Source organism: Pseudoalteromonas luteoviolacea (assembly GCF_001750165.1).
GTDB classification, from domain to species: Bacteria; Pseudomonadota; Gammaproteobacteria; order Enterobacterales; family Alteromonadaceae; genus Pseudoalteromonas; species Pseudoalteromonas luteoviolacea_G.
On the sequence record NZ_CP015411.1, the window covers coordinates 1,300,010 to 1,319,549 of the forward strand.

The 19,540-nt window shown below is 41.3% G+C and carries 16 protein-coding genes; 7 read left to right on the forward strand and 9 right to left on the reverse strand.

Annotated features, from left to right (window positions below; genetic code table 11):
* Positions 1–79 precede the first annotated feature (79 nt).
* Positions 80–925 carry an HDOD domain-containing protein gene (locus tag S4054249_RS05700; RefSeq protein WP_046356641.1) on the forward strand — a complete coding sequence of 282 codons (846 nt, stop codon included), beginning with the start codon at positions 80–82 and terminating at the stop codon, positions 923–925.
* A gap of 37 nt (positions 926–962) precedes the next feature.
* Here S4054249_RS05700 and metK read toward each other — a convergent pair whose 3' ends face one another.
* Complete coding sequence (metK, locus tag S4054249_RS05705) at positions 963–2,114, reverse strand: methionine adenosyltransferase (RefSeq protein WP_046356640.1); 1,152 nt, start codon at positions 2,112–2,114, stop codon at positions 963–965.
* Positions 2,115–2,376: 262 nt separating this feature from the next.
* On the opposite strand from metK, the gene tkt reads away from it, so the two are divergent.
* Positions 2,377–4,368: a transketolase gene (gene tkt / locus S4054249_RS05710; protein ID WP_046356639.1), complete on the forward strand. Its 1,992-nt coding sequence runs from the start codon at positions 2,377–2,379 to the stop codon at positions 4,366–4,368.
* A gap of 160 nt (positions 4,369–4,528) precedes the next feature.
* Here the strand turns inward: tkt and S4054249_RS05715 are convergent, their stop codons facing one another.
* From S4054249_RS05715 to lptD, 7 genes are all read right to left on the reverse strand, one after another.
* The gene (locus S4054249_RS05715; protein WP_046356638.1) at positions 4,529–6,544 is read right to left on the reverse strand and encodes a methyl-accepting chemotaxis protein; all 2,016 of its coding nucleotides are present in this window, start codon (positions 6,542–6,544) and stop codon (positions 4,529–4,531) included.
* Between the two features lie 115 nt (positions 6,545–6,659).
* A complete protein-coding gene (locus S4054249_RS05720; RefSeq protein ID WP_046356637.1) occupies positions 6,660–7,460 on the reverse strand; it encodes a symmetrical bis(5'-nucleosyl)-tetraphosphatase in 801 nt (266 codons plus the stop codon).
* Positions 7,461–7,467: 7 nt separating this feature from the next.
* Positions 7,468–7,857, reverse strand: a complete 390-nt coding sequence (apaG, locus tag S4054249_RS05725; protein WP_046356636.1) for a Co2+/Mg2+ efflux protein ApaG — start codon at positions 7,855–7,857, stop codon at positions 7,468–7,470.
* The gene (rsmA, locus tag S4054249_RS05730; RefSeq protein ID WP_046356635.1) at positions 7,841–8,647 is read right to left on the reverse strand and encodes a 16S rRNA (adenine(1518)-N(6)/adenine(1519)-N(6))-dimethyltransferase RsmA; all 807 of its coding nucleotides are present in this window, start codon (positions 8,645–8,647) and stop codon (positions 7,841–7,843) included. The genes apaG and rsmA overlap by 17 nt, the downstream gene beginning before the upstream one ends.
* Positions 8,644–9,636 carry a 4-hydroxythreonine-4-phosphate dehydrogenase PdxA gene (gene pdxA, locus S4054249_RS05735; protein WP_046356634.1) on the reverse strand — a complete coding sequence of 331 codons (993 nt, stop codon included), beginning with the start codon at positions 9,634–9,636 and terminating at the stop codon, positions 8,644–8,646. The genes rsmA and pdxA overlap by 4 nt, the downstream gene beginning before the upstream one ends.
* Before the next feature lie 11 nt (positions 9,637–9,647).
* Positions 9,648–10,940, reverse strand: coding sequence for a peptidylprolyl isomerase SurA (surA, locus tag S4054249_RS05740; protein ID WP_046356633.1), 1,293 nt, complete (start codon positions 10,938–10,940; stop codon positions 9,648–9,650).
* A 14-nt stretch (positions 10,941–10,954) separates the two neighbouring features.
* Positions 10,955–13,210, reverse strand: a complete 2,256-nt coding sequence (gene lptD, locus S4054249_RS05745) for an LPS assembly protein LptD (RefSeq protein ID WP_046356632.1) — start codon at positions 13,208–13,210, stop codon at positions 10,955–10,957.
* Between the two features lie 96 nt (positions 13,211–13,306).
* Here lptD and S4054249_RS05750 point away from each other — a divergent pair, with 96 nt between their 5' ends.
* Genes S4054249_RS05750 through djlA form a run of 3 tightly spaced genes read left to right on the forward strand, consistent with a single transcriptional unit; the run spans position 13,307 to position 15,883 of the window.
* Positions 13,307–14,347: an aminoglycoside phosphotransferase family protein gene (locus S4054249_RS05750; RefSeq protein WP_046356631.1), complete on the forward strand. Its 1,041-nt coding sequence runs from the start codon at positions 13,307–13,309 to the stop codon at positions 14,345–14,347.
* Positions 14,344–15,021, forward strand: a complete 678-nt coding sequence (murU, locus tag S4054249_RS05755; protein ID WP_046356630.1) for an N-acetylmuramate alpha-1-phosphate uridylyltransferase MurU — start codon at positions 14,344–14,346, stop codon at positions 15,019–15,021. Before S4054249_RS05750 ends, murU begins: the two co-directional genes overlap by 4 nt.
* Entirely contained in the window at positions 15,011–15,883 is an 873-nt protein-coding gene (djlA, locus tag S4054249_RS05760) for a co-chaperone DjlA (RefSeq protein WP_046356629.1), read from the forward strand. The genes murU and djlA overlap by 11 nt, the downstream gene beginning before the upstream one ends.
* Positions 15,884–15,887: 4 nt before the next feature.
* On the opposite strand, the gene S4054249_RS05765 is transcribed toward djlA, so the two are convergent.
* Positions 15,888–16,751, reverse strand: a complete 864-nt coding sequence (locus S4054249_RS05765; protein WP_080928373.1) for a DUF3530 family protein — start codon at positions 16,749–16,751, stop codon at positions 15,888–15,890.
* A gap of 121 nt (positions 16,752–16,872) precedes the next feature.
* Here S4054249_RS05765 and S4054249_RS05770 point away from each other — a divergent pair, with 121 nt between their 5' ends.
* Positions 16,873–17,811, forward strand: a complete 939-nt coding sequence (locus S4054249_RS05770) for a DUF368 domain-containing protein (protein ID WP_230851807.1) — start codon at positions 16,873–16,875, stop codon at positions 17,809–17,811.
* A 277-nt stretch (positions 17,812–18,088) separates the two neighbouring features.
* Complete coding sequence (gene nhaD / locus S4054249_RS05775; RefSeq protein WP_046356628.1) at positions 18,089–19,534, forward strand: sodium:proton antiporter NhaD; 1,446 nt, start codon at positions 18,089–18,091, stop codon at positions 19,532–19,534.
* Positions 19,535–19,540: the final 6 nt, after the last annotated feature.

The following is a 19,540-nucleotide window of genomic DNA, read 5'->3' on the forward strand; positions in this document are numbered from 1 at the left end:
TATTAGACATTACTAAATAGTCGCGACAGGTCAAAGTTCATCTACTACACTAAAATCAAAGCCGCCATATAGGTGACCTATGATAGAAATTGATGACAAAGTTTTAGCAGATTTAAGGTCAGGGTTTAGCTTACCTGCCAAGCCCGAAATCTTACAAAGTCTACAAGATGAACTAAATAGAGATGAACCTGAATTAAATCGTGTGGCTGCGATTATTACAGAAGATGTAGCCACATCTGCTGCAGTATTGAAAGTTATCAACTCTCCTGCATATGGCATGTCTAGAACTGTTACAGACATTAAGCAGGCTGTAATGTTTTTGGGTATGAACTGTATTACTCAGGTTGTTACAGGGCATTTGTTAAAAAGTGCTTTTGAGCAAGACGACTGCTGTATTTCTTTGCAGCGTTTTTGGGACAGTGCCTCTGATATTTCGCAAGTCGCTATGCTCATTGGGAAAAAAGTAAACTCAGCGATCCCAGTTGAAGATTTGCAATTGCTAGGTCTTTTTCATGATGCTGGGGTCCCTGCAATGGCGATGCGTTTTAAAGATTATCATGATGTACTGATGCGTGCCGCGCAGCGTCCAGAGCACCCATTAATAGAATATGAAGCGCAACAGTACCCGACAAACCATACTGTTGTCGGGTACTATTTGGCGAGCTCTTGGCATTTGCCAAAAAGGGTGTGCCAAATTATTTTACGACATCATGATCCGGTGTTTTTTCAAGATAATGATTCTGGTGTAGAAAAGCAGATAATGGCCACTCTGAAGCTTGCAGAGAATTTTTGTTTTGAGATTAAGCATTTTAGAAGCTGTGCTGATTGGCATGCTTTTAAAGACGATGTGATGCTCGCTTTAGATCTGAGCGATGATGACTATAACGATGTAAAAGAGGACGTTGAAGAGTTTTTGATAGGTTAAAAAAGGCGCATATTGCGCCTTTTTATAAGTTTGGCAATTATACGCCAGCTGCTGCTTTAAGTGCTTCAGCTTTGTCTGTTTTTTCCCATGGGAATTCTTCACGACCGAAGTGACCATATGCCGCAGTTGGCTGGTAAATTGGGCGCTCAAGGTCAAGCATTGTAAGTAAGCCATATGGGCGTAGGTCGAAGTGCTCACGAACAAGCTCGATCAAACGTGCCTCTTCAACTTTGCCTGTACCAAATGTATCAATGCTGATAGACGTTGGCTCTGCAACACCGATTGCGTAAGAAACTTGGATTTCACACTTGTCTGCAAGACCAGCGGCAACGATGTTCTTAGCCACGTAACGACCTGCATAAGCTGCTGAACGGTCAACTTTAGATGGATCTTTACCAGAGAAAGCACCACCACCGTGTCTCGCCATACCACCGTATGTATCAACGATGATTTTACGACCTGTAAGACCACAGTCACCCATTGGGCCACCAATTACAAAACGGCCAGTTGGGTTAATGAAAAACTTAGTGGCTTCAGTGATTAGTTCTTTTGGTAGTGTTGGCTTAATGATGGTTTCCATGACAGCTTCTACTAAATCATCCTGAGATACTGAGTCACAGTGTTGAGTAGAAAGCACTACCGCATCGATACCAACAGGTTGGCCATTTTCATAAGCAAAAGTCACCTGAGATTTTGCATCTGGACGTAGCCAAGGTAGTGTGCCGTCTTTACGTACTTGAGCTTGACGCTGTACTAGACGGTGAGAATAGGTAATTGGAGCAGGCATTAAAACGTCAGTTTCGTTACATGCATAACCAAACATTAAACCTTGGTCACCAGCACCTTGATCTTCTGGACGAGAGCGATCTACACCTTGGTTAATATCAGGTGATTGCTTACCAATTGTATTTAAGATTGCACAAGAGTCAGCATCAAAGCCCATATCTGAATGCGTGTAACCAATTTCACGTACTGTTTTACGTGTTAGTTCTTCGATATCTACCCAAGCACTTGTGGTTACTTCACCACCAACCATGACCATACCTGTTTTTACATAGGTCTCACACGCAACACGTGCTTTAGGGTCTTGCTCAAGAATTGCATCTAATACTGCATCTGAAATTTGATCCGCAATTTTATCCGGATGGCCTTCAGAAACTGACTCTGAAGTAAATAAGTGTTTCGCCATTATTATATACTCACAAATAGTGCGCTTCGCGAACATGCGTAAAACAGCGCTTGAATAATTTAGGGAGTTATTCTAACCAAAACATAAAAGTATGCATAGTTTTTTTACGCCTAGACGTCTATTTTTAAATACTTGCATTTTATGCATTAAAAACAATGTGAATTTATAACTTTTATTGTGATTTTAATTGCAGTGGTAATTTTATTAGGTAAGAATGGGCCTTTAAAAACACCCGTGCAAACACTTAAAGGTAGGAGAATCCATGCCATCTCGCAAAGAACTTGCAAACGCAATTCGCGTTCTATCCATGGACGCTGTACAAAAGGCTAAATCAGGCCACCCAGGGGCACCCATGGGCATGGCAGACATCGCAGAGGTACTTTGGCGCGATTATTTAAAGCACAACCCAAACAACCCAGAGTGGGTAGATAGAGACAGATTTGTATTATCAAATGGCCACGGCTCAATGTTAATTTATTCTTTATTACATTTGAGTGGCTATGAGTTATCTATTGATGATCTGAAAAACTTTCGTCAGATGCACTCTAAAACGCCAGGCCATCCTGAGTATGGGTATGCACCAGGTATTGAAACAACAACGGGTCCTCTAGGCCAAGGCATTACTAATGCTGTCGGTATGGCTATCGCTGAAAAAGCATTAGCAGCTCAGTTTAACCGTGACGAATACGATATTGTTAATCACTACACCTATGCATTTCTGGGTGATGGCTGTTTGATGGAAGGTATTTCTCATGAGGCGTGCTCTCTAGCAGGCACACTAGGTCTAGGTAAATTGATCGCGTTTTGGGATGACAATGGCATCTCAATTGATGGTGAAGTGGAAGGTTGGTTTAGTGACGATACGCCAAAACGCTTTGAAGCGTATGGTTGGCACGTAATCCCTGCTGTTGATGGCCATGACAGTGAAGCAATTGCTGCGGCTATCGACGCTGCGCGTGCAGAAACAGGCAAGCCAACGCTTATTTGTTGTAAAACAGTGATTGGTTATGGTTCTCCGAATAAATCAGGTAGCCATGATTGTCACGGTGCCCCGCTAGGTGATGATGAAATTAAAGCTGCACGTGAGTTCCTTGGTTGGAAACATGATGCATTTGAAATCCCTGAAGATATATATGCTAAATGGGATGGTGCGGCACATGGGCAGCAGATCCAAAGCGAGTGGTTAGTTAAGTTCACTGAATACCAGATGCATTACCCTGAACTTGCGGCCGAATTTGAGCGTCGTACTAAAGGTGAACTGCCTGCGAACTGGACTGAGCAAACAGAATCATACATTGCACAATTGCAGGCTAACCCAGCAAATCCAGCAACGCGTAAAGCATCACAAAATGCACTAAATGCATTTGGTCCAATTTTACCTGAGTTTATGGGTGGTTCAGCGGACCTTGCAGGTTCAAACTTAACCCTTTGGGAGGGTTCAAAAGGGTTAACAGCAGATGATGCGTCAGGCAATTACATTTTTTACGGTGTACGTGAATTTGGCATGTCTGCGATCATGAACGGTATTACTTTACACAAGGGCTTTATCCCATACGGTGCGACTTTCCTAATGTTCATGGAGTATGCACGCAATGCTGTACGTATGGCTGCACTTATGAAGCAACCGAGTATTTTTGTTTATACTCATGACTCTATTGGTTTGGGTGAAGATGGCCCAACGCACCAGCCTGTAGAACAGCTTGCCAATATGCGTATGACACCTAATCTTGTCAGCTGGCGTCCATGTGATCAGGTTGAATCTGCAGTTTCTTGGCAGCAAGCAGTAGAGCGTAAAGATGGTCCAACATCATTAGTATTTACTCGCCAAGGCCTTGAACAACAACCTCGTACGGATGAGCAAGTCGCAGCAATTAAACGCGGTGGCTACATTTTAAGTTGTGATTCTAATCCAGAGGTTATTCTGATCGCAACAGGCTCAGAAGTTCAGTTAGCTGTAGAGGCGGCCTTCCAATTACGTCAAGAAGGTAAGAAAGTTCGTGTCGTTTCAATGCCATCTACAGATGTATTTGATGCGCAGTCTGCAGACTACAAAGAATCGGTATTACCTTCTTCAGTGACTCGTCGTGTTGCTATTGAAGCAGGCATTGAAGATTTCTGGTTTAAATATGTTGGTTTAAATGGTGCTATCGTAGGTATGAGTACCTTTGGTGAATCTGCACCTGCAGGTGAACTATTCAAACACTTTGGCTTCACAGTTGAAAATATAGTTGCGAAAACTAAAGCGCTATTTTAATACTGAGGAAGTAAAAAAACCGCCTCATTGAAGGCGGTTTTTTTGTTTTTATTACATTTAAGTTTAATTTGTTGCAACTAATTCAATTAAATTATTAAAACTTTACTGAATTTAGCTATATTTAATAAAAATAATTTTAGTTTTTTTCACTTTGGGCTAATTAAACTCTGAACTGTGAGACGGATTGTCGTAATTCTTCAGCCAATTTAGCCACTTCCGAACTCGAAATAGTCGTTTGATTTGCACCTTCTGCTGTTTGCTCAGCAATTGTAACAATTGACTCTAAGCGCTCACTGATCTCTTGTGATACTTGTTGTTGTTCATTTGCGGCTGTAGCGATTTCCTCACTTACATCGTGTGCTCTTGATACTGCGTCGGTGATAGAGTTTAGCGCTTCGTTGGCGATATCACTTTGTGCCACACACGACTCAGCTTGTTGTTGACCTTTAGACATAGCTGTTACCGCTTCTTCTGCACCCGCTTGCAAGGATTCAATCATTGACTGAATCTCTTGGGTTGATTCTTGGGTTTTACTTGCTAAGGAACGCACTTCATCAGCAACTACCGCAAATCCACGCCCTTGCTCACCGGCACGGGCTGCTTCAATCGCGGCATTTAGAGCCAGTAGGTTAGTTTGTTCTGCGATGCCGCGGATCACATCTAAAATCCCGCCTATTGCTGAGCTGTCATGATGAAGTTTGTTGATAACGGTAGAGACTTCCTCTACTTCATGTGCCAATTGCTCAATCGTTCTTTTATTGTCGTGAGAAATACCTTTAACACGCTCAGCTTCTTGGTCTGCATTTTTAATTTCGTCAAGTGCCTGATGGGCACTGTTGCTTACACCGTGCGCCGTGCTGCTCATTTCCGTGGTTGCAGTTGCAGCTTGCTCAACTTGCGACTGCTGACTTTTTATCGCCTGGCTAGATTCTGATGTAATGGCAGAGGTTTGCTCTGAAGCTGCTGCTAATTGAGTAGAGCGTGAGACAATACCTGTGATCAACTCTTTTAAGCTTGTGATTAGGGTATTACAGCTCTGCGCTAATTCACCAAACTCATCTTTAGCTGAAGCATCGAGTGTGTGCGTCATATCGCCTCTTGCAACAATATCAAGTACACGGTTGACTTCTGAAAGCGGCTTAGTGATACGACTTACCGTAAAGTAAGCAATTCCAATAGCCAGCAAGGTGGCTAATATCATACCAGTCCATGTTGCGATATTTGCGGATGATACATCCTCAGTCACTTCACTTTGAATTTCAAATGCTAATTGCTTTGATTGCGCTACGAGTTCACCTAATTGTGCGAGTGCTTTTTCGGTCGCTTTCTCTGCGCTGTTTAGCTCATTTTGGGTATTAATCCGTGCGGTGATCAAGCGCTGGCGATTATTTGCGATACTGTCGCTGCCTTGCAGTTGCTCTTTAAGCGCGCTGTAATATGAATCTAAATCACTGAGTAAATCTTCATCTAGTTGAGCGACAGTGCTGCGCATTAATTCTAGGTTACGGTCGACATCTTCGAACACGTAGCTTTGCTCTTTTTTGACAATATCTAATGTGCTTGAATCATCAATCGTTAAAATATCAGCACTACTTGTGGCTAAAGAGCTAAAGGAATTCTCTAGCTTATTCGCAGCTTGGTAGGCGCGAACATTCAATGATTCAAAACCATCTAAGTCCAAGATATCCAACACCACGGTTGCGGCGTCTTCTGCGGCTATTTCAGCCTCTTCTAATTGTGCAACAAGCTGCTTATTTAAGCTAAGCTCCAGCGACTTATCTGCGAATAGCGATGTAACGGATTTGGAAAAAGTACCAAAGCTATCAGCGACATCTCGACTACTTGCCGATAGAGTGGGGTCATTTTGGACCGTTTGGTTAAGCTCTGAATAGCTCTGTTCAAATGCTTTTTGTCGGGTGCTAAAAGCGGATTTTAAACTGCCTAAATCATTGCTCGATTGAGTGTAAAAGCTAGCTTGAGCAATTTTACTCATTTGAGTAAACTCAATTTGTAACGCTGCGCTTCTATCTAACGCTGGAAGAGACAAATTATTGACCAGTTGAGTGGAACTATCGATATTTGCGATCCTGAGCAGTGAGTTCACACCGATAGATAATAAAAGCAGGGTAATTATTATAAAGCCACCCCAAATACGTTGGCTAACGGTTAAATTCATACAAACATACCATCAAGTTAAAGCAGTACAACTACTTATCGGATTTATTGCGCATTAGTTAAGTATTTTATAGCAGATGTGAATATAAAATTCAGTAAAAACGGATAGGTTTTGACTAATTGCTGGTAATTTGTTCGTTTGTGGACAAATTAAGCAAGGTCATTGGACCACCCCATACACAACCTGTATCTAAAGCAACTACATGATTGAGACTTGTTTGTCCTTGCAGCGCTGCCCAGTGCCCAAATATGAAACGTGTTCGGCTCATTTTAAATCGTGGGTGAGCAAACCAAGGCTGCAGTAATTCATCATTATCAACTTCCCCCTTGTTGTCAAAATCCAATTCCCAGTGCTTTGTCAAAAATCGCATTCTGGTAAATACATTTACAATGGTATTGAATTTAAGTTGAGGATTGGATGATGTTAAATCGATAGCGGGGTGCTTACCATACATCTTTAATAGGTAATTTGCAGCCGTTGAGCCTTGATAACAAGACTGTGCCCATTTTGATAACTCGAGTGCTTGTTCAATATCCCAGTGAGGATGTATACCTGCATGAGAAATAAAACTGTCGGACTCCGGCAGGTAAATACACAGAGGCTGTGACTGCAAAAAAGCGATGTAATCGGGTAGCGCTGGGTTTGAAAGTAATGACTCTAGTTTGTCTTTAGGGTTAGCTGGTTTATTGTTCAGTACTGTAGATAACAAATGTAAGTCATGATTGCCGAGTGTGACTGTTACTGAGCTTTGTAGCGAGTACACATATTCTAAGCAAGCTAGGGAGTCTGGTCCTCTTGCGACCAGATCTCCTACGAGATATAAGTGATCTCTACTTGGATTAAAATCTACCTGTGCCAAAAGCTGTTTAAATGGCGTGTAGCACCCTTGTAAATCACCAATTGCGTAATTTGCCATGCTCTAATCAGTGCAGTATGTCTGGGCGATTCAGTCTGAATACTTGGATTGGCGCTTTAAATTCTGAGCCAAATTCATTTCGCATCAGATAGTAACCTTCCATTGTCCCCACAGGCGTATCTAAAACAGCACCGCTCGTATATTGGTAACTTTCCCCAGGGCGAATCGTTGGTTGCTCACCAACAACACCTTCTCCTTCGACTTCTGTTTCTTTGCCATTTGCATCTGTTATCAACCAATAACGGCTTTCTAATTTTGCACTGCAAAGGCTATGATTTTTTAAGGTAATTGTATAAGCAAACACGTACTTATCTTTTTCCGGTTGAGACTGCGCCTCCACATAAAAAGTCTCAACAGAGACTTTTATTGGATTGCCTATTTCACTGTTTATTGTCATAGATCCAGTTAGCAATTTCGATAAATTGAGACAGAGAGATATTTTCCGCACGGAGTGACGGATCAATACCTAGTTGAGTTATTTCCTCTACAGTTAGTAGATTCGATAGACTATTACGCAACGTTTTGCGGCGCTGGTTAAACGCTTCTAAGCACACGGTATTCAATATTTTAGTACTTTTTGCACTACGTTGAGCTGCGTCTTTTGGTATTAACCGCACGACTGCAGAGTCTACTTTTGGTGCTGGTTTGAAACAAGTAGGCGGTACTTCAATAACCGGCATTGCGTGACAATAATACTGTGTCATTACACTTAATCTGCCATAAGCCTTGGAACCAGGCCCTGCGACCATTCTATTTACGACTTCTTTTTGAAGCATAAAATGCATGTGTTCTACGTGGTCAGCAAATTCAAAGAGGTGAAATAGCAGTGGTGTTGACACGTTATAAGGTAAGTTACCAAAAATTTTCAGCTTTGCTGTTTCACTGACTAAGCTAGCGAAGTCAAACTTCATAGCATCGCCTTGATGTACGCTAAGTTTGCTACCCATAGTAGGGTGAGCAATCAAGCGTTCTGCGAGATCTCTGTCAAGTTCTACAACAGTCAATTTACCACTGAGTTCAACGACGGGCTCGGTGATTGCACCTAAACCGGGACCAATCTCAACGAGGTTATCATCTGGTGTTGGATCTATAGCCGTTACAATCTTGTCGATAATATTGTCATCATTTAAGAAGTTTTGGCCGAATCTTTTACGGGCACGGTGGCCCAAATGTACTTTATCTGTCATGAATTCTGTATTTTCTTGCTTGCAAGCTTGATTGCTTCACGAATTGCCAATTCAAAACTACCGACTTCTACATCACCAGATGCAGCTAGATCTAGGGCTGTGCCATGATCCACGGACGTTCTGATAAAAGGCAATCCTAAAGTGATATTAACTGAGTTACCAAATCCTTTATATTTTAACACAGGTAATCCTTGATCGTGATACATCGCAAGTACAGCATCTGCATTGTCCAGATACTTTGCTTGAAAAAGCGTGTCAGCTGGGAGAGGTCCAATAAAGTTTTTCCCCTCATTATTCAGCTTTTCTAGTACTGGCGAGATTGTATCTATTTCCTCGTTACCTAAATGTCCACCTTCACCTGCGTGAGGGTTTAATCCGCACACTAAGATCCGAGGGTTTGTTACACCAAACTTAGTCTGTAGATCATTATATAGAATATTAGCGACTTTGGTCAGACGCTCTTGAGTAATCGCCTTTGATACATAAGCGAGTGGAATATGTGTTGTTGCTAAAGCGACTCGTAAACCTGTAGTTGCAAGCATCATGACCACATCAGGTGTATTTGATTGGTGTGCAAAGTACTCTGTATGGCCACTGAAGGATATCCCAGCTCTGTTGATAATGCCTTTGTGAACGGGGCCGGTTACAACAGCATCAAAAGTGCCATCCATATTTTTTTCTGAGGCAATTCGTAGTGTATCTAATACATACTGGCCATTTTGTTCATCTAGCTGACCGGGAACAACATCACATCCTTTATCGACCTGAAGGTAGTAAAGTTGTTTTGCAGCAGCAGGCTTAACATCTTGTGTAGGATCGAATGCGAGTAACTCTACCTCTAAGCCGAGTTCAGCCGCTCTTTGCTCTAAGATGGACTTGTCGACAACAGCCACAAGCTGGGCTGGCCAGCTTTGCTGTGCCAACTTAATGACTAAATCAGGGCCAATGCCAGCCGGCTCTCCAGGCGTAATCGCTATTCTCAAGCTCATATTTGCTCTTCTTATTTGCTTTCAAGAACTTCAACGTGAGCTTGCTCTCGCATTTCCCTCATCCATTTGAAGCTTTCTTCTTTGAATTTTCTTCTAAATAACAGCTGGTGAGCACGGTTCATTTTGGCTTGCTCAGTTTTATCTGCAACGCGCTTATCTAGAAGCTCGACAATATGCCAACCAAATGTACTACGAAATGGCTCACTGATCTCGTTTTGTTCAAGACCCATTAAATTTTCTCTAAAAGCTGGTACATATGTAGAAGGATCGGTCCAGTCGTATTCACCACCTTTTAACGCTGATCCTGGATCTTCTGAGTATTCTCTGGCTAGCTCTGCGAAATCAGCTGTGCCAGCTCGTAAATCTTTAACAAAGCCAGCGAGCATATCACGCGCTTTTTCTTCACTTAAAATAATCGAAGGCTTTAATAAAATATGTCTAGAACGCACTTCAACCGTCTCTACAAGCTCACGGCCTCTTACGTCTTGAACTTTGACTATATGAAAGCCAGCACCTGAGCGCAGCGGCCCAACGAGTTCATCTTTTTTCTTACCTTTAATGGCTTCGGCAAATAGGGTTGGCATTTCGTTGATACCCATCCAACCTAACTGACCACCTTCCAGTGCATTTGCCCCGCCAGAAGAAGCGATGGCAATTCGTTTAAACTCTTTACCTTCATTTAAGAATTTAATAACGTTTTCTGCACGCTCTCTCGCTTCAGCAATCTCTTCAGGGTTTGCTTTGCTATCGATTTTAATAAGAATATGGCCAATGTTATATTCTTCACTTTGACCACTTTGCTGCGCTAAGATTTTATTGAGGTTTTCGATTTCCTGAGGGCTAATATAAACCCTTCTATCTACAGCACTGCGCTTAACTTGTCCTATCGTAATTTCTTTACGAATTTCTTCCCTGTATGCTTGAAAGCTATCTCCTGACTGTTCAATAGAGCGTCGTAAATCACTTACAGTGCCTCCTTGCTCTTTAGCAATATTTGCTAAAGTTTGGTCCAAGTGTGCGTCAGAAATTGCTAAACCCATTCTACTCGCTAACTGAAGAATAAGGGTCTCATCAATTAATTTATCAGTGGCTTGAATACGCAGCACTTTATCTGATGGTAACTCAGTACCTTGCTGATTAGCTTGATCTTTGACTCGGTTTACAATTTGGTCAACTTCACTTTGTAGTACTACGCCATCATTTACTGTGGCAACTACTTTGTCAATTTGTATACGTTCAGCAAGTGCTGGCTGACACAGTGCAGCACTTAATATGGGTATGAGTAACAGCTTTTTGAAATTCATAAGAGTCTTTGTTGTTAATTATTTAAAAAATAGGGTCTACGGTAGCCAAATATACCTTGTTTAAGTAATTGGCTTGCATCGTATCTTGACTTACTTCCCAACCCTTTTAGCACAAAATTAAAATTTATGCTTGAGTCGAAAACTGGGTCTTGAAAACTCGTAGATTGATTCAAGTCAGTTTCTATCGTTCTGTTTCCTGTGATTTGCACAGCCCAGCAGCATGATTCGTATTGCACGCCGGCAAAAACTTCAATACTGCGTTTGCTGGTCAAATCTCGGTGGTAACTTGCTACAACTTGCCAATTGTCATCAATTGGTAGACTGGTGAAGATGCCAACCTGATCTATCTCATTACCTGAGACATCATTTACGTAGTGATGGTTCAACTGTACCAGTTTTTTATTATTACCTCGATAGTCAATTGTCATATGCGAGCGTATTAAATCTTTCTCATCGGCATCGTACTGTATCCCACCAGAGAAGTACCACCTTGGATGCCAATGTATTTTTGTCTCTGCTGCGAATAATGCGTTATAGTTTTTCTCGCCAAAGCGGTTGTCTAATGCACTTTCTGTTGGTTTAGCTGAGTTACTGAGGTAGATAATTTGGCCAACACTTAAACTAAAACGTTCAGTATTTTTGCTATCTAGTAAGCGTGTTGTGGCACCAAGGGTAAACTGATTTGCTTCAGATATATAGTCTACGCCAGAAAAACGGCGCTCTCTAAATAGTCCGAAAAAATCGTCCTGCATTTTAACTGTGTCGTAAGATCCAATCCTACTTTGGTCTTTTTCTGGGGTATATAGGTACTGTATTTGTGGCTCTAAGGTTTGAATACCATCAGAAAGCAACAAATTCGTACTACGTTCAAGGTTTAATTGGCCATGAAGTCTAACTTGAGGCAGGGTACGCGATATTGACTCAGCATATTCTGTTTTATTGAAACTGCCGTTTTGCTCATAATGTGTATGTAGCAGCGAGAGTTTTGAATCGAATGACCAAGCATAGTCGTTCAGGTTATATGTGACGCTTGGTTCTAAGTGAATTCTAGTTGCGTCCGTTATTTCGGCATCATCATTTTTAAAATGACTCATTTGCCCAGTAAATTGCCAATCCACACCAAAGTATTTTTCTGCAGTTCGATTTTTAACGGTAATTTCGGGAAATGCTGCGTATGATTCTGCATGATTACCGAGTACTTCAAAGTTATGTAACTGCAAGTCGATCAACCAGTCTTCACCAAGGTAACTTAATTGAGCTTTCCTTGATAATTGGGTGTCAGTTTGGTTCGCATAATTTGATCCCAAATCTGTTAGGTAATTATCATCACTGACATTGGTGACATCAATATTGGCGCGCCAGTTATCACCAAAATAGCTTTTTTGTTGCCAATGGACTAAGTAACGCTCTTCCAAATCCGGTTCAGACTTGTCATCGCTAAGAAATTCAGTCGCAAATATACCTGCATGCTGCTCAGTTAAATAACGAAACTCACCTTGCAGCTGCAGTCCTTTATTAGACATGTATCTTGGCGTGAGTAGTGCATCATAATTTTCTGCGAGGTTGAGGTAGTAAGGAGTAACAATTTCTAATCCATAGCGATTTGAGCTAGATAGAGTGGGTGTTAATAGACCTGACTTTCTTTTATCGTCAATTGGAAATGTGAAATAAGGCACATAAATCACTGGAGTATCCAGTATTTTAAGAACTGTATTATATGTTTCGCCCCAACCTTTTTCTTTGTCTAGTGTAATAGAACTGGCTTCAATTTCCCAAAAAGGGGTATTGCTCGGGCAAGTTGTAAAACTTGAGTTGAATAAGTCAACTTGGGTTGATGTGGCACGTAGTTTTTCTGCTTTGCCTTTACCAAGCTGTTGAGTTAATTGATACTGGGCACCAAGCAAGCTAAATTCACTTTGGCTTAGATCAGCATACATACCGCTGCTATTTACCATGGTGTAATTGTCCTGAAATAGCAATGGGCCTGAGGCGTTTAGCAACCCTTTACGCTTGTCAATGAGAGCACTCTTTGCTGTGACTGTCATTGTTTGAGTATTCACGGCGACGTCCCCTGAAAACTCTGCGCTATCAGTGCCTTGTAATTCAACTTTATTTGCTTGAATATCGATGGTTTCAGGCAGCAAGCCTTGCATAGGTTGCCAGTCTTTTGGTTGAAGATAGTCTTTACAGAGTCCGCTAACAGTGTTCGAATTAGCGATAACTTGTGTACTAATAAGGGGTAGGACTAAAATGCCCCAATTTTTGCTCATTTATCGACCTTGTCTACCTAGCACCACGATTGAGCCAGACATGATAAATGAAAATAGTGCTAAATACAGTAATTAAGATCAGTAAATGGTGAAAATATGGCGAGTTTAACTCCGGCAATAGAATTAAAAAGAGCGCAATATAGGACACAGTTTGTCGATGAGCAACTAAAGCGACTTACTGATGGTTTTGATGCTTATAGTATTGATGCGATTACTGGTGATGCAAGTTTTAGATTATATTTTCGGATTCAATTCAAGCAAACCAAATACATTTTAATGGATGTGTCACCTGAAAAGGGCTCCATTGAACCGTTTGTGCATCTAAATCAGGTTTTTGCAGATGGTGGTTTGGCTGTACCAAAAATTTTAGCTGTTGATGTTGAGCTAGGGTTTATCTTGCTTGAAGATTTAGGTTCAGTGCATTTGGCTGATATCGTTGCTCAGCAAGATGGTGATGATCATTATCAAGCTCTACTTTCATGGCTACCTCAAATTGCCAAGCTCAGTCCATCGAAATGGATGAACCCATATGATGCAGCCTTCATTACTCAAGAAATGGATATATTTAAATTTTGGCTGCTGGAGCAATGGCTTGGTTACTCTAGTACCAATGATTTTAAAAAGAATTGGCAGCAGCTGACAATATTGTTAACGGAGTCTATGTTAAGGCAACCTCAAGTTGTAATGCATCGAGATTTTCATAGCCGTAATGTGATGTATTGTAAAGACCAAGGCAGGTTAATTGATTATCAAGATGCAGTTGTGGGTCCAGTATGCTACGACGCTGTTTCCCTACTGAAAGATTGTTATATTAAACTGCCCGTTGAGCAATTTGAACGCCTCAGAGAAGAGAGTTTTTGTCAGTTATTTAATGCAGGGCTATTAAGTAATATGACTTATGAGCAGTATATTGAGTATTTTAATTTTACAGGGATGCAAAGGCATTTAAAGGCCGCTGGCATTTTCGTTAGGTTGTATTTGAGAGACGGTAAATCAGGATACCTGCCAAATATATTACCAACGCTAGAGTATGTTATAGAAGCCGCACAGATGTACCCTCAGTTTCAATGGCTTGCAACTTGGCTACATTCCGAGATAATACCCATGATAGAAGAAAAGTTAGCAGAGTCGTTATGAAAGCAATGATCTTAGCTGCTGGCCGCGGTCAGCGGATGATGCCACTGACAGCCCAGATGCCAAAACCGATGCTCGAGGTCGCAGGTAAACCATTAATTGCTTACCACCTAGAGCGACTGAAGCAAGCAGGCATTAAGCAAGTTGTGATCAACTTGGCTTGGTGCGGTGAGAAAATTGAGCAGTATTTTGGTGCGGGTGAGCAGTTGGGTATGCAGATTGAGTACAGCTATGAGCATGATGGGGGCCTCGAAACTGCAGGTGGTATAGCGAAAGCACTGCCAAGCCTGTGCACAGATAATGATGTATTCATCGTGATAAATGGAGACATTTTTACTGACTATGACGTACATGCCTTGACGCAATTAAAGCTGATGCCCGGTGAAGCTCATATCGTTCTCGTTGAAAATCCGCCTCATAACCTTGATGGTGATTTTTGCTTGACACATCAGTCACTAAATCAGCAAACATACACATTCTCAGGTATTGGTTTATATCACAAAGCATTTTTCAAAGATGTTACTGTTTCCAAAGTCCCTTTAGGTCCCATGTTAAGAAGTGCGATAAGAGATCAGGTGCTCTCTAGTGAACTGTATTTAGGGCAATGGCATGATATTGGTACGCCTGAGCGATTAAAAGAGATAAATGCAGCCGTGGAGGCAAATCATGTGGGGTAAGATACTCGGAGCTGGATTCGGATTTTTATTTGGAAAATGGTTAGGTGCAATATTGGGAGGCTATTTAGGCCACTTGTTCGATAAAAGTTTAAAGCAGGATTTTGATAAAGCAGGAGGGTTTCAAGGCTTCTTTAACGGTGATGACCTAAATGAGCGCCAAGCTTTATTTTTTTCTAGTTGTTTTGCTGTTATGGGCCATATTGCAAAGTCTAATGGCAGAGTCAGCGAAATGCATATTCAAGCGGCGTCAGCGTTTATGGATGATATGGCACTGCATGGCGATGACAGAAAGGAAGCACAAAGTGCTTTTAATTCAGGTAAACACGGCGATTTTTCCATTAAAGAATGTGTTGGTGATTTTAAAGAAGCCTTTGCCAGGCGCTACGACTTATTGCAGCTTTTTTTAGAGATTCAAATTCAAATGGCGTTTTCAGATGGCCATCTTTCTTCAAAAGAGTTGGAACTTTTAAAGTTGGTAAGTAAATACTTAGGCATTGGTGCAAAGCACTTTAATTTTGTACTTAAACGCTATCAGGCTGAGTTTAAATTCCGTCAGCAGCGCGCTCAATGGCAGTCTCAACAACGTAGTCATCAGTCAAGTCAGAACGGCCATCGTGAATATCAGAAGTCAAACCGTAGTTTCACGGCACCTGAGCCAGAGGTTTCGAGGCATCAAGCTTTAGCTGTGTTAGGCTTGGAGCAGGGAGCGAGTGAAAAAGAAATTAAACGCGCTTATCGCAAACTAATGGCGCAGCATCATCCTGATAAATTGGTCTCGCAAGGCTTGCCTGAGCATATGATGGAAGTCGCTAAAGCCAAATCGCAGAGCATTCAAGCTGCTTATGAAGCACTCAAAAATTAGTATTTTATAATTGTCTCAAAAACCCTGATAGTTCTTTTTTTAATCTGTATTGCTGATGCATTTGAGAGCTTTGGCCAAATAACTCTCTTTGTCGATAATCGTATTTACTATTTCTTTTCGCCCAGCGGCGTCTGTCTTTTATGGTATGAAGAACAGCTGGGTTATCATATGAATAAAACACATCAAGTAGTGCCGGGCTGACAAGTGACAAACTTGCAGCGAGGTGTTTATTTCTATTTGGATTAGCAAGTTGAGCACTGACCGTTATCAAAGCATCAATACGAATTTTGGGTAGGGTTGCTAAATGTTCCGCAAATAACCCTGCGCTATTACCAAATGCGACAATGGCAATATGTTCGTGCTCACGTAATGCAAGCGTTTTATAAAGCGCATCAAAACGAGCAACGAGCTCAAGCTTATATTCATTTAATGCTGACTCACTGACAGGGGCAATAGCCATTTTTTGTTTTGATTTCGGTTGGCTTTCAATAATACCGTCTTGGATCAGACTTGCATTGAGATCGAATTGGGGTGAAGGTATCACATAGGTATCGTAGCCATCATCATTAAGCGCTTCTCTTAAAAAACTTAATCCATTTCCCTGTAATGGGGATTGTTCTATGCCGGGCAGCATCACAATAATGCCACGTTTACTGCCACTCATATACTCGGAAAATAGAACTGGGATCTCTCGCTCATCGTCTTTGATGGTGACAAAGGAGTCGCTTGATAAATAATAGCCAAGATCTGACTCAATGATCTTGGTTTTGGGTGTTGGAGCAATATGCTCAGCAGCCATGCACAGACCTTGAAAACCAACCAGAACGGATATGCAAAGCATCAAATTTAAAAAAGTCTGTTTTTTCATAACATCGATAGATCAGCAGGTTGGTAATTGTCTTTAGTATCGGCTAAAAAGCAATGAGCTTTAGTATTTTAATTTTGGAATTTGGTACACTAAGCAGATAAGAAGAAATGGAGATTAGCTGGTGTCTAATAAAGCAGACAGTAAACGTGATTACATTTGGTTGTTTTTTAAAGGTGCAGGCATGGGGGCTGCAGATTTGGTACCGGGGGTATCGGGTGGTACGGTGGCTTTTATAACAGGTATCTATGCTCGGTTATTAGCTGCGATAAAAAGTGTTGATATGGCTGTTTTAAAAATGGTGTTAAAAGGCCAAATTAAGGACGCTTGGTCACATATTGATGGTAATTTTTTACTTGCAGTGTTTGGCGGGCTGTTTACAAGTGCGCTTTCTTTATCAAAAATTATTGCTTATTTACTCGAAAATCATCAGACTTTTGTTTGGTCATTCTTTTTTGGTTTGATAATTGCCTCCTTTGTATATATTGCCAAACAAGTAGAGCGTTGGCAGATACAGCACATTGTCAGTTGTTTAAGCGGGATTGTGATTGCTGTCATGATCACCTCTTTGAGCCCTGCAGAAGCGCAGGCGCAGCCATGGTTTTATTTCATTGCTGGCAGCATCGCAATTTGCGCAATGATACTACCTGGTATTTCAGGCAGCTTTATTCTGTTACTGTTGGGTATGTACGGTCATGTTCTTACAGCACTCAATGAGCGTGAATTTTTATTGATAGGATTGTTCTTGTTAGGGTGTATATGTGGCTTGATGGTTTTTTCACGTTTTTTATCATGGCTTTTGGCACGATATGAACAAGTTACATTTGCATTGTTAGCTGGCTTTTTAGTCGGTTCATTGAACATGTTGTGGCCATGGAAAAAAGTGGTATCTACCTATGTGAATTCGAGCGGAATAGAAAAACCTTTAATGCAAAAAAATATTTCACCAATGGAATTCACACAACTTACAGGCCAAGATGCTCAATTGGCCGTATGTATTGCGCTTGCAATATTCGGGCTAGCTCTAATTCTTGGCTTGGATAAACTCAGCCATCAAAAATAAAAATGGCGCACGTTACATGGTCGGGAACTTGTAGCGTGCCCCTCTCAGCACTAATGCTTTCCAGTATTTCAACTTATATTCAAAATAACGCAATAATGATTAAGTAACAAAATAATCATATTTGCTGTTTATCATAAAGGCTATGACAAAATGTCATGCTTTAACCTGTAGTTTCGTAAATTAGCTGTAAAATTAGACTAGAGTACAATGTCGCAAGTGTAAAAAGTGTGTTACTTTCTGGCGAAGATGTACTCACTAGACAAGGAAACACCTTGAAATGAAACTTGTAGGGAACAGTTGCCTGCTGTTGTTCTGTTTGCTGGGGATAAACTTTCCAGCGTTTGCTGCTACCACTCAACTCGATTTGACTGCCAACACTCTGGGATTTGTATGTATCGCTATTTTTGTAGTTGCATACACACTGGTGATGCTTGAAGAAAAATTACATATGCGAAAGTCTAAACCCGTTTTGGTTGCGGCAGGCTTGATATGGATTTTAATTGGTGCGTTTTACATTGAGCAGGGCATGCCAGATGCTACAGAGCATGCGTTTCGTCATAATTTACTTGAATTTGCTGAGTTGATGCTGTTTTTACTGGTGGCGATGACTTATATCAACGCTTTGGAAGAGCGCAGATTATTTGATGCTTTGCGTTCTTGGATGGTGAGAAAAGAGTTTAATTACAAAACTCTATTTTGGTTAACCGGATTCTTGTCTTTCTTTATTTCCCCAATTGCAGATAACTTAACAACTGCCTTGTTAATGTGCGCAGTAGTGATGAAGGTAGCTGAAGGGGATAAGAAGTTTATCAATTTAAGCTGTATAAATATCGTGGTTGCTGCAAACGCTGGAGGCGCCTTTAGCCCCTTCGGTGATATTACGACTTTAATGGTTTGGCAAGCGGGTATGGTGAAATTTAATGAGTTTTTTGTTTTGCTGATTCCATCAATTGCTAACTATGTGGTACCCGCGGCCATTATGAGCTTTTTTGTGGCAAACAAAAAGCCTGCGGCTAGTTGTGAAAGTGTCGAGTTAAAGCGCGGGGCGCTTCGTATTTTAACGTTATTTCTACTGACTGTTGCAACCGCAGTAATGTGTCATAGCTTACTTCACTTGCCACCGGTGCTTGGTATGATGATGGGATTGGGGTATTTACAGTTTTTTGGTTATTTTTTAAGGGTGACATTACCGGGTTCATTGGCTCGTAAAAAGGCGATGGCAGAGCGTGAGGGTGATAAAGAACGATTGAAAAAGCTGGGTAGTGTCGTACCATTTGATGTCTTTAGTAAGGTTTCAAGAGCAGAGTGGGACACTTTATTATTCTTTTACGGAATAGTAATGTGTGTTGGCGGCCTTGGGTTTTTGGGTTACCTAAATTTGATGTCTCATGTGCTGTACGGTGGGTGGTCAACCACAGGTGCTAATGTATTTTTAGGTGTTATCTCAGCCGTAATTGACAACATCCCTGTGATGTTTGCTGTGTTGTCAATGCAGCCAGAAATGTCTCATGGTCAATGGTTATTGATCACCCTGACGGCAGGGGTGGGCGGTAGCTTACTTTCAATAGGATCAGCAGCAGGAGTGGCTTTGATGGGTCAAGCGAGAGGAAACTATACCTTTTTTGGACATCTTAAATGGACCCCGGTTATCGCTCTAGGATATGCGGCAAGCATTGCTGTTCACTTATGGCTGAATGCTGATTTATTTACTATTTATGGTTGATCAGCT

Coding starts and splice junctions, on each gene's coding strand:
- S4054249_RS05700 (WP_046356641.1), top strand. CDS start 80: ATGATAGAAATTGATGACAAAGTTTTAGCAGATTTAAGGTCAGGGTTT.
- metK (WP_046356640.1), bottom strand. CDS start 2,114: ATGGCGAAACACTTATTTACTTCAGAGTCAGTTTCTGAAGGCCATCCG.
- tkt (WP_046356639.1), top strand. CDS start 2,377: ATGCCATCTCGCAAAGAACTTGCAAACGCAATTCGCGTTCTATCCATG.
- S4054249_RS05715 (WP_046356638.1), bottom strand. CDS start 6,544: ATGAATTTAACCGTTAGCCAACGTATTTGGGGTGGCTTTATAATAATT.
- S4054249_RS05720 (WP_046356637.1), bottom strand. CDS start 7,460: ATGGCAAATTACGCAATTGGTGATTTACAAGGGTGCTACACGCCATTT.
- apaG (WP_046356636.1), bottom strand. CDS start 7,857: ATGACAATAAACAGTGAAATAGGCAATCCAATAAAAGTCTCTGTTGAG.
- rsmA (WP_046356635.1), bottom strand. CDS start 8,647: ATGACAGATAAAGTACATTTGGGCCACCGTGCCCGTAAAAGATTCGGC.
- pdxA (WP_046356634.1), bottom strand. CDS start 9,636: ATGAGCTTGAGAATAGCGATTACGCCTGGAGAGCCGGCTGGCATTGGC.
- surA (WP_046356633.1), bottom strand. CDS start 10,940: ATGAATTTCAAAAAGCTGTTACTCATACCCATATTAAGTGCTGCACTG.
- lptD (WP_046356632.1), bottom strand. CDS start 13,210: ATGAGCAAAAATTGGGGCATTTTAGTCCTACCCCTTATTAGTACACAA.
- S4054249_RS05750 (WP_046356631.1), top strand. CDS start 13,307: ATGGCGAGTTTAACTCCGGCAATAGAATTAAAAAGAGCGCAATATAGG.
- murU (WP_046356630.1), top strand. CDS start 14,344: ATGAAAGCAATGATCTTAGCTGCTGGCCGCGGTCAGCGGATGATGCCA.
- djlA (WP_046356629.1), top strand. CDS start 15,011: ATGTGGGGTAAGATACTCGGAGCTGGATTCGGATTTTTATTTGGAAAA.
- S4054249_RS05765 (WP_080928373.1), bottom strand. CDS start 16,751: ATGAAAAAACAGACTTTTTTAAATTTGATGCTTTGCATATCCGTTCTG.
- nhaD (WP_046356628.1), top strand. CDS start 18,089: ATGAAACTTGTAGGGAACAGTTGCCTGCTGTTGTTCTGTTTGCTGGGG.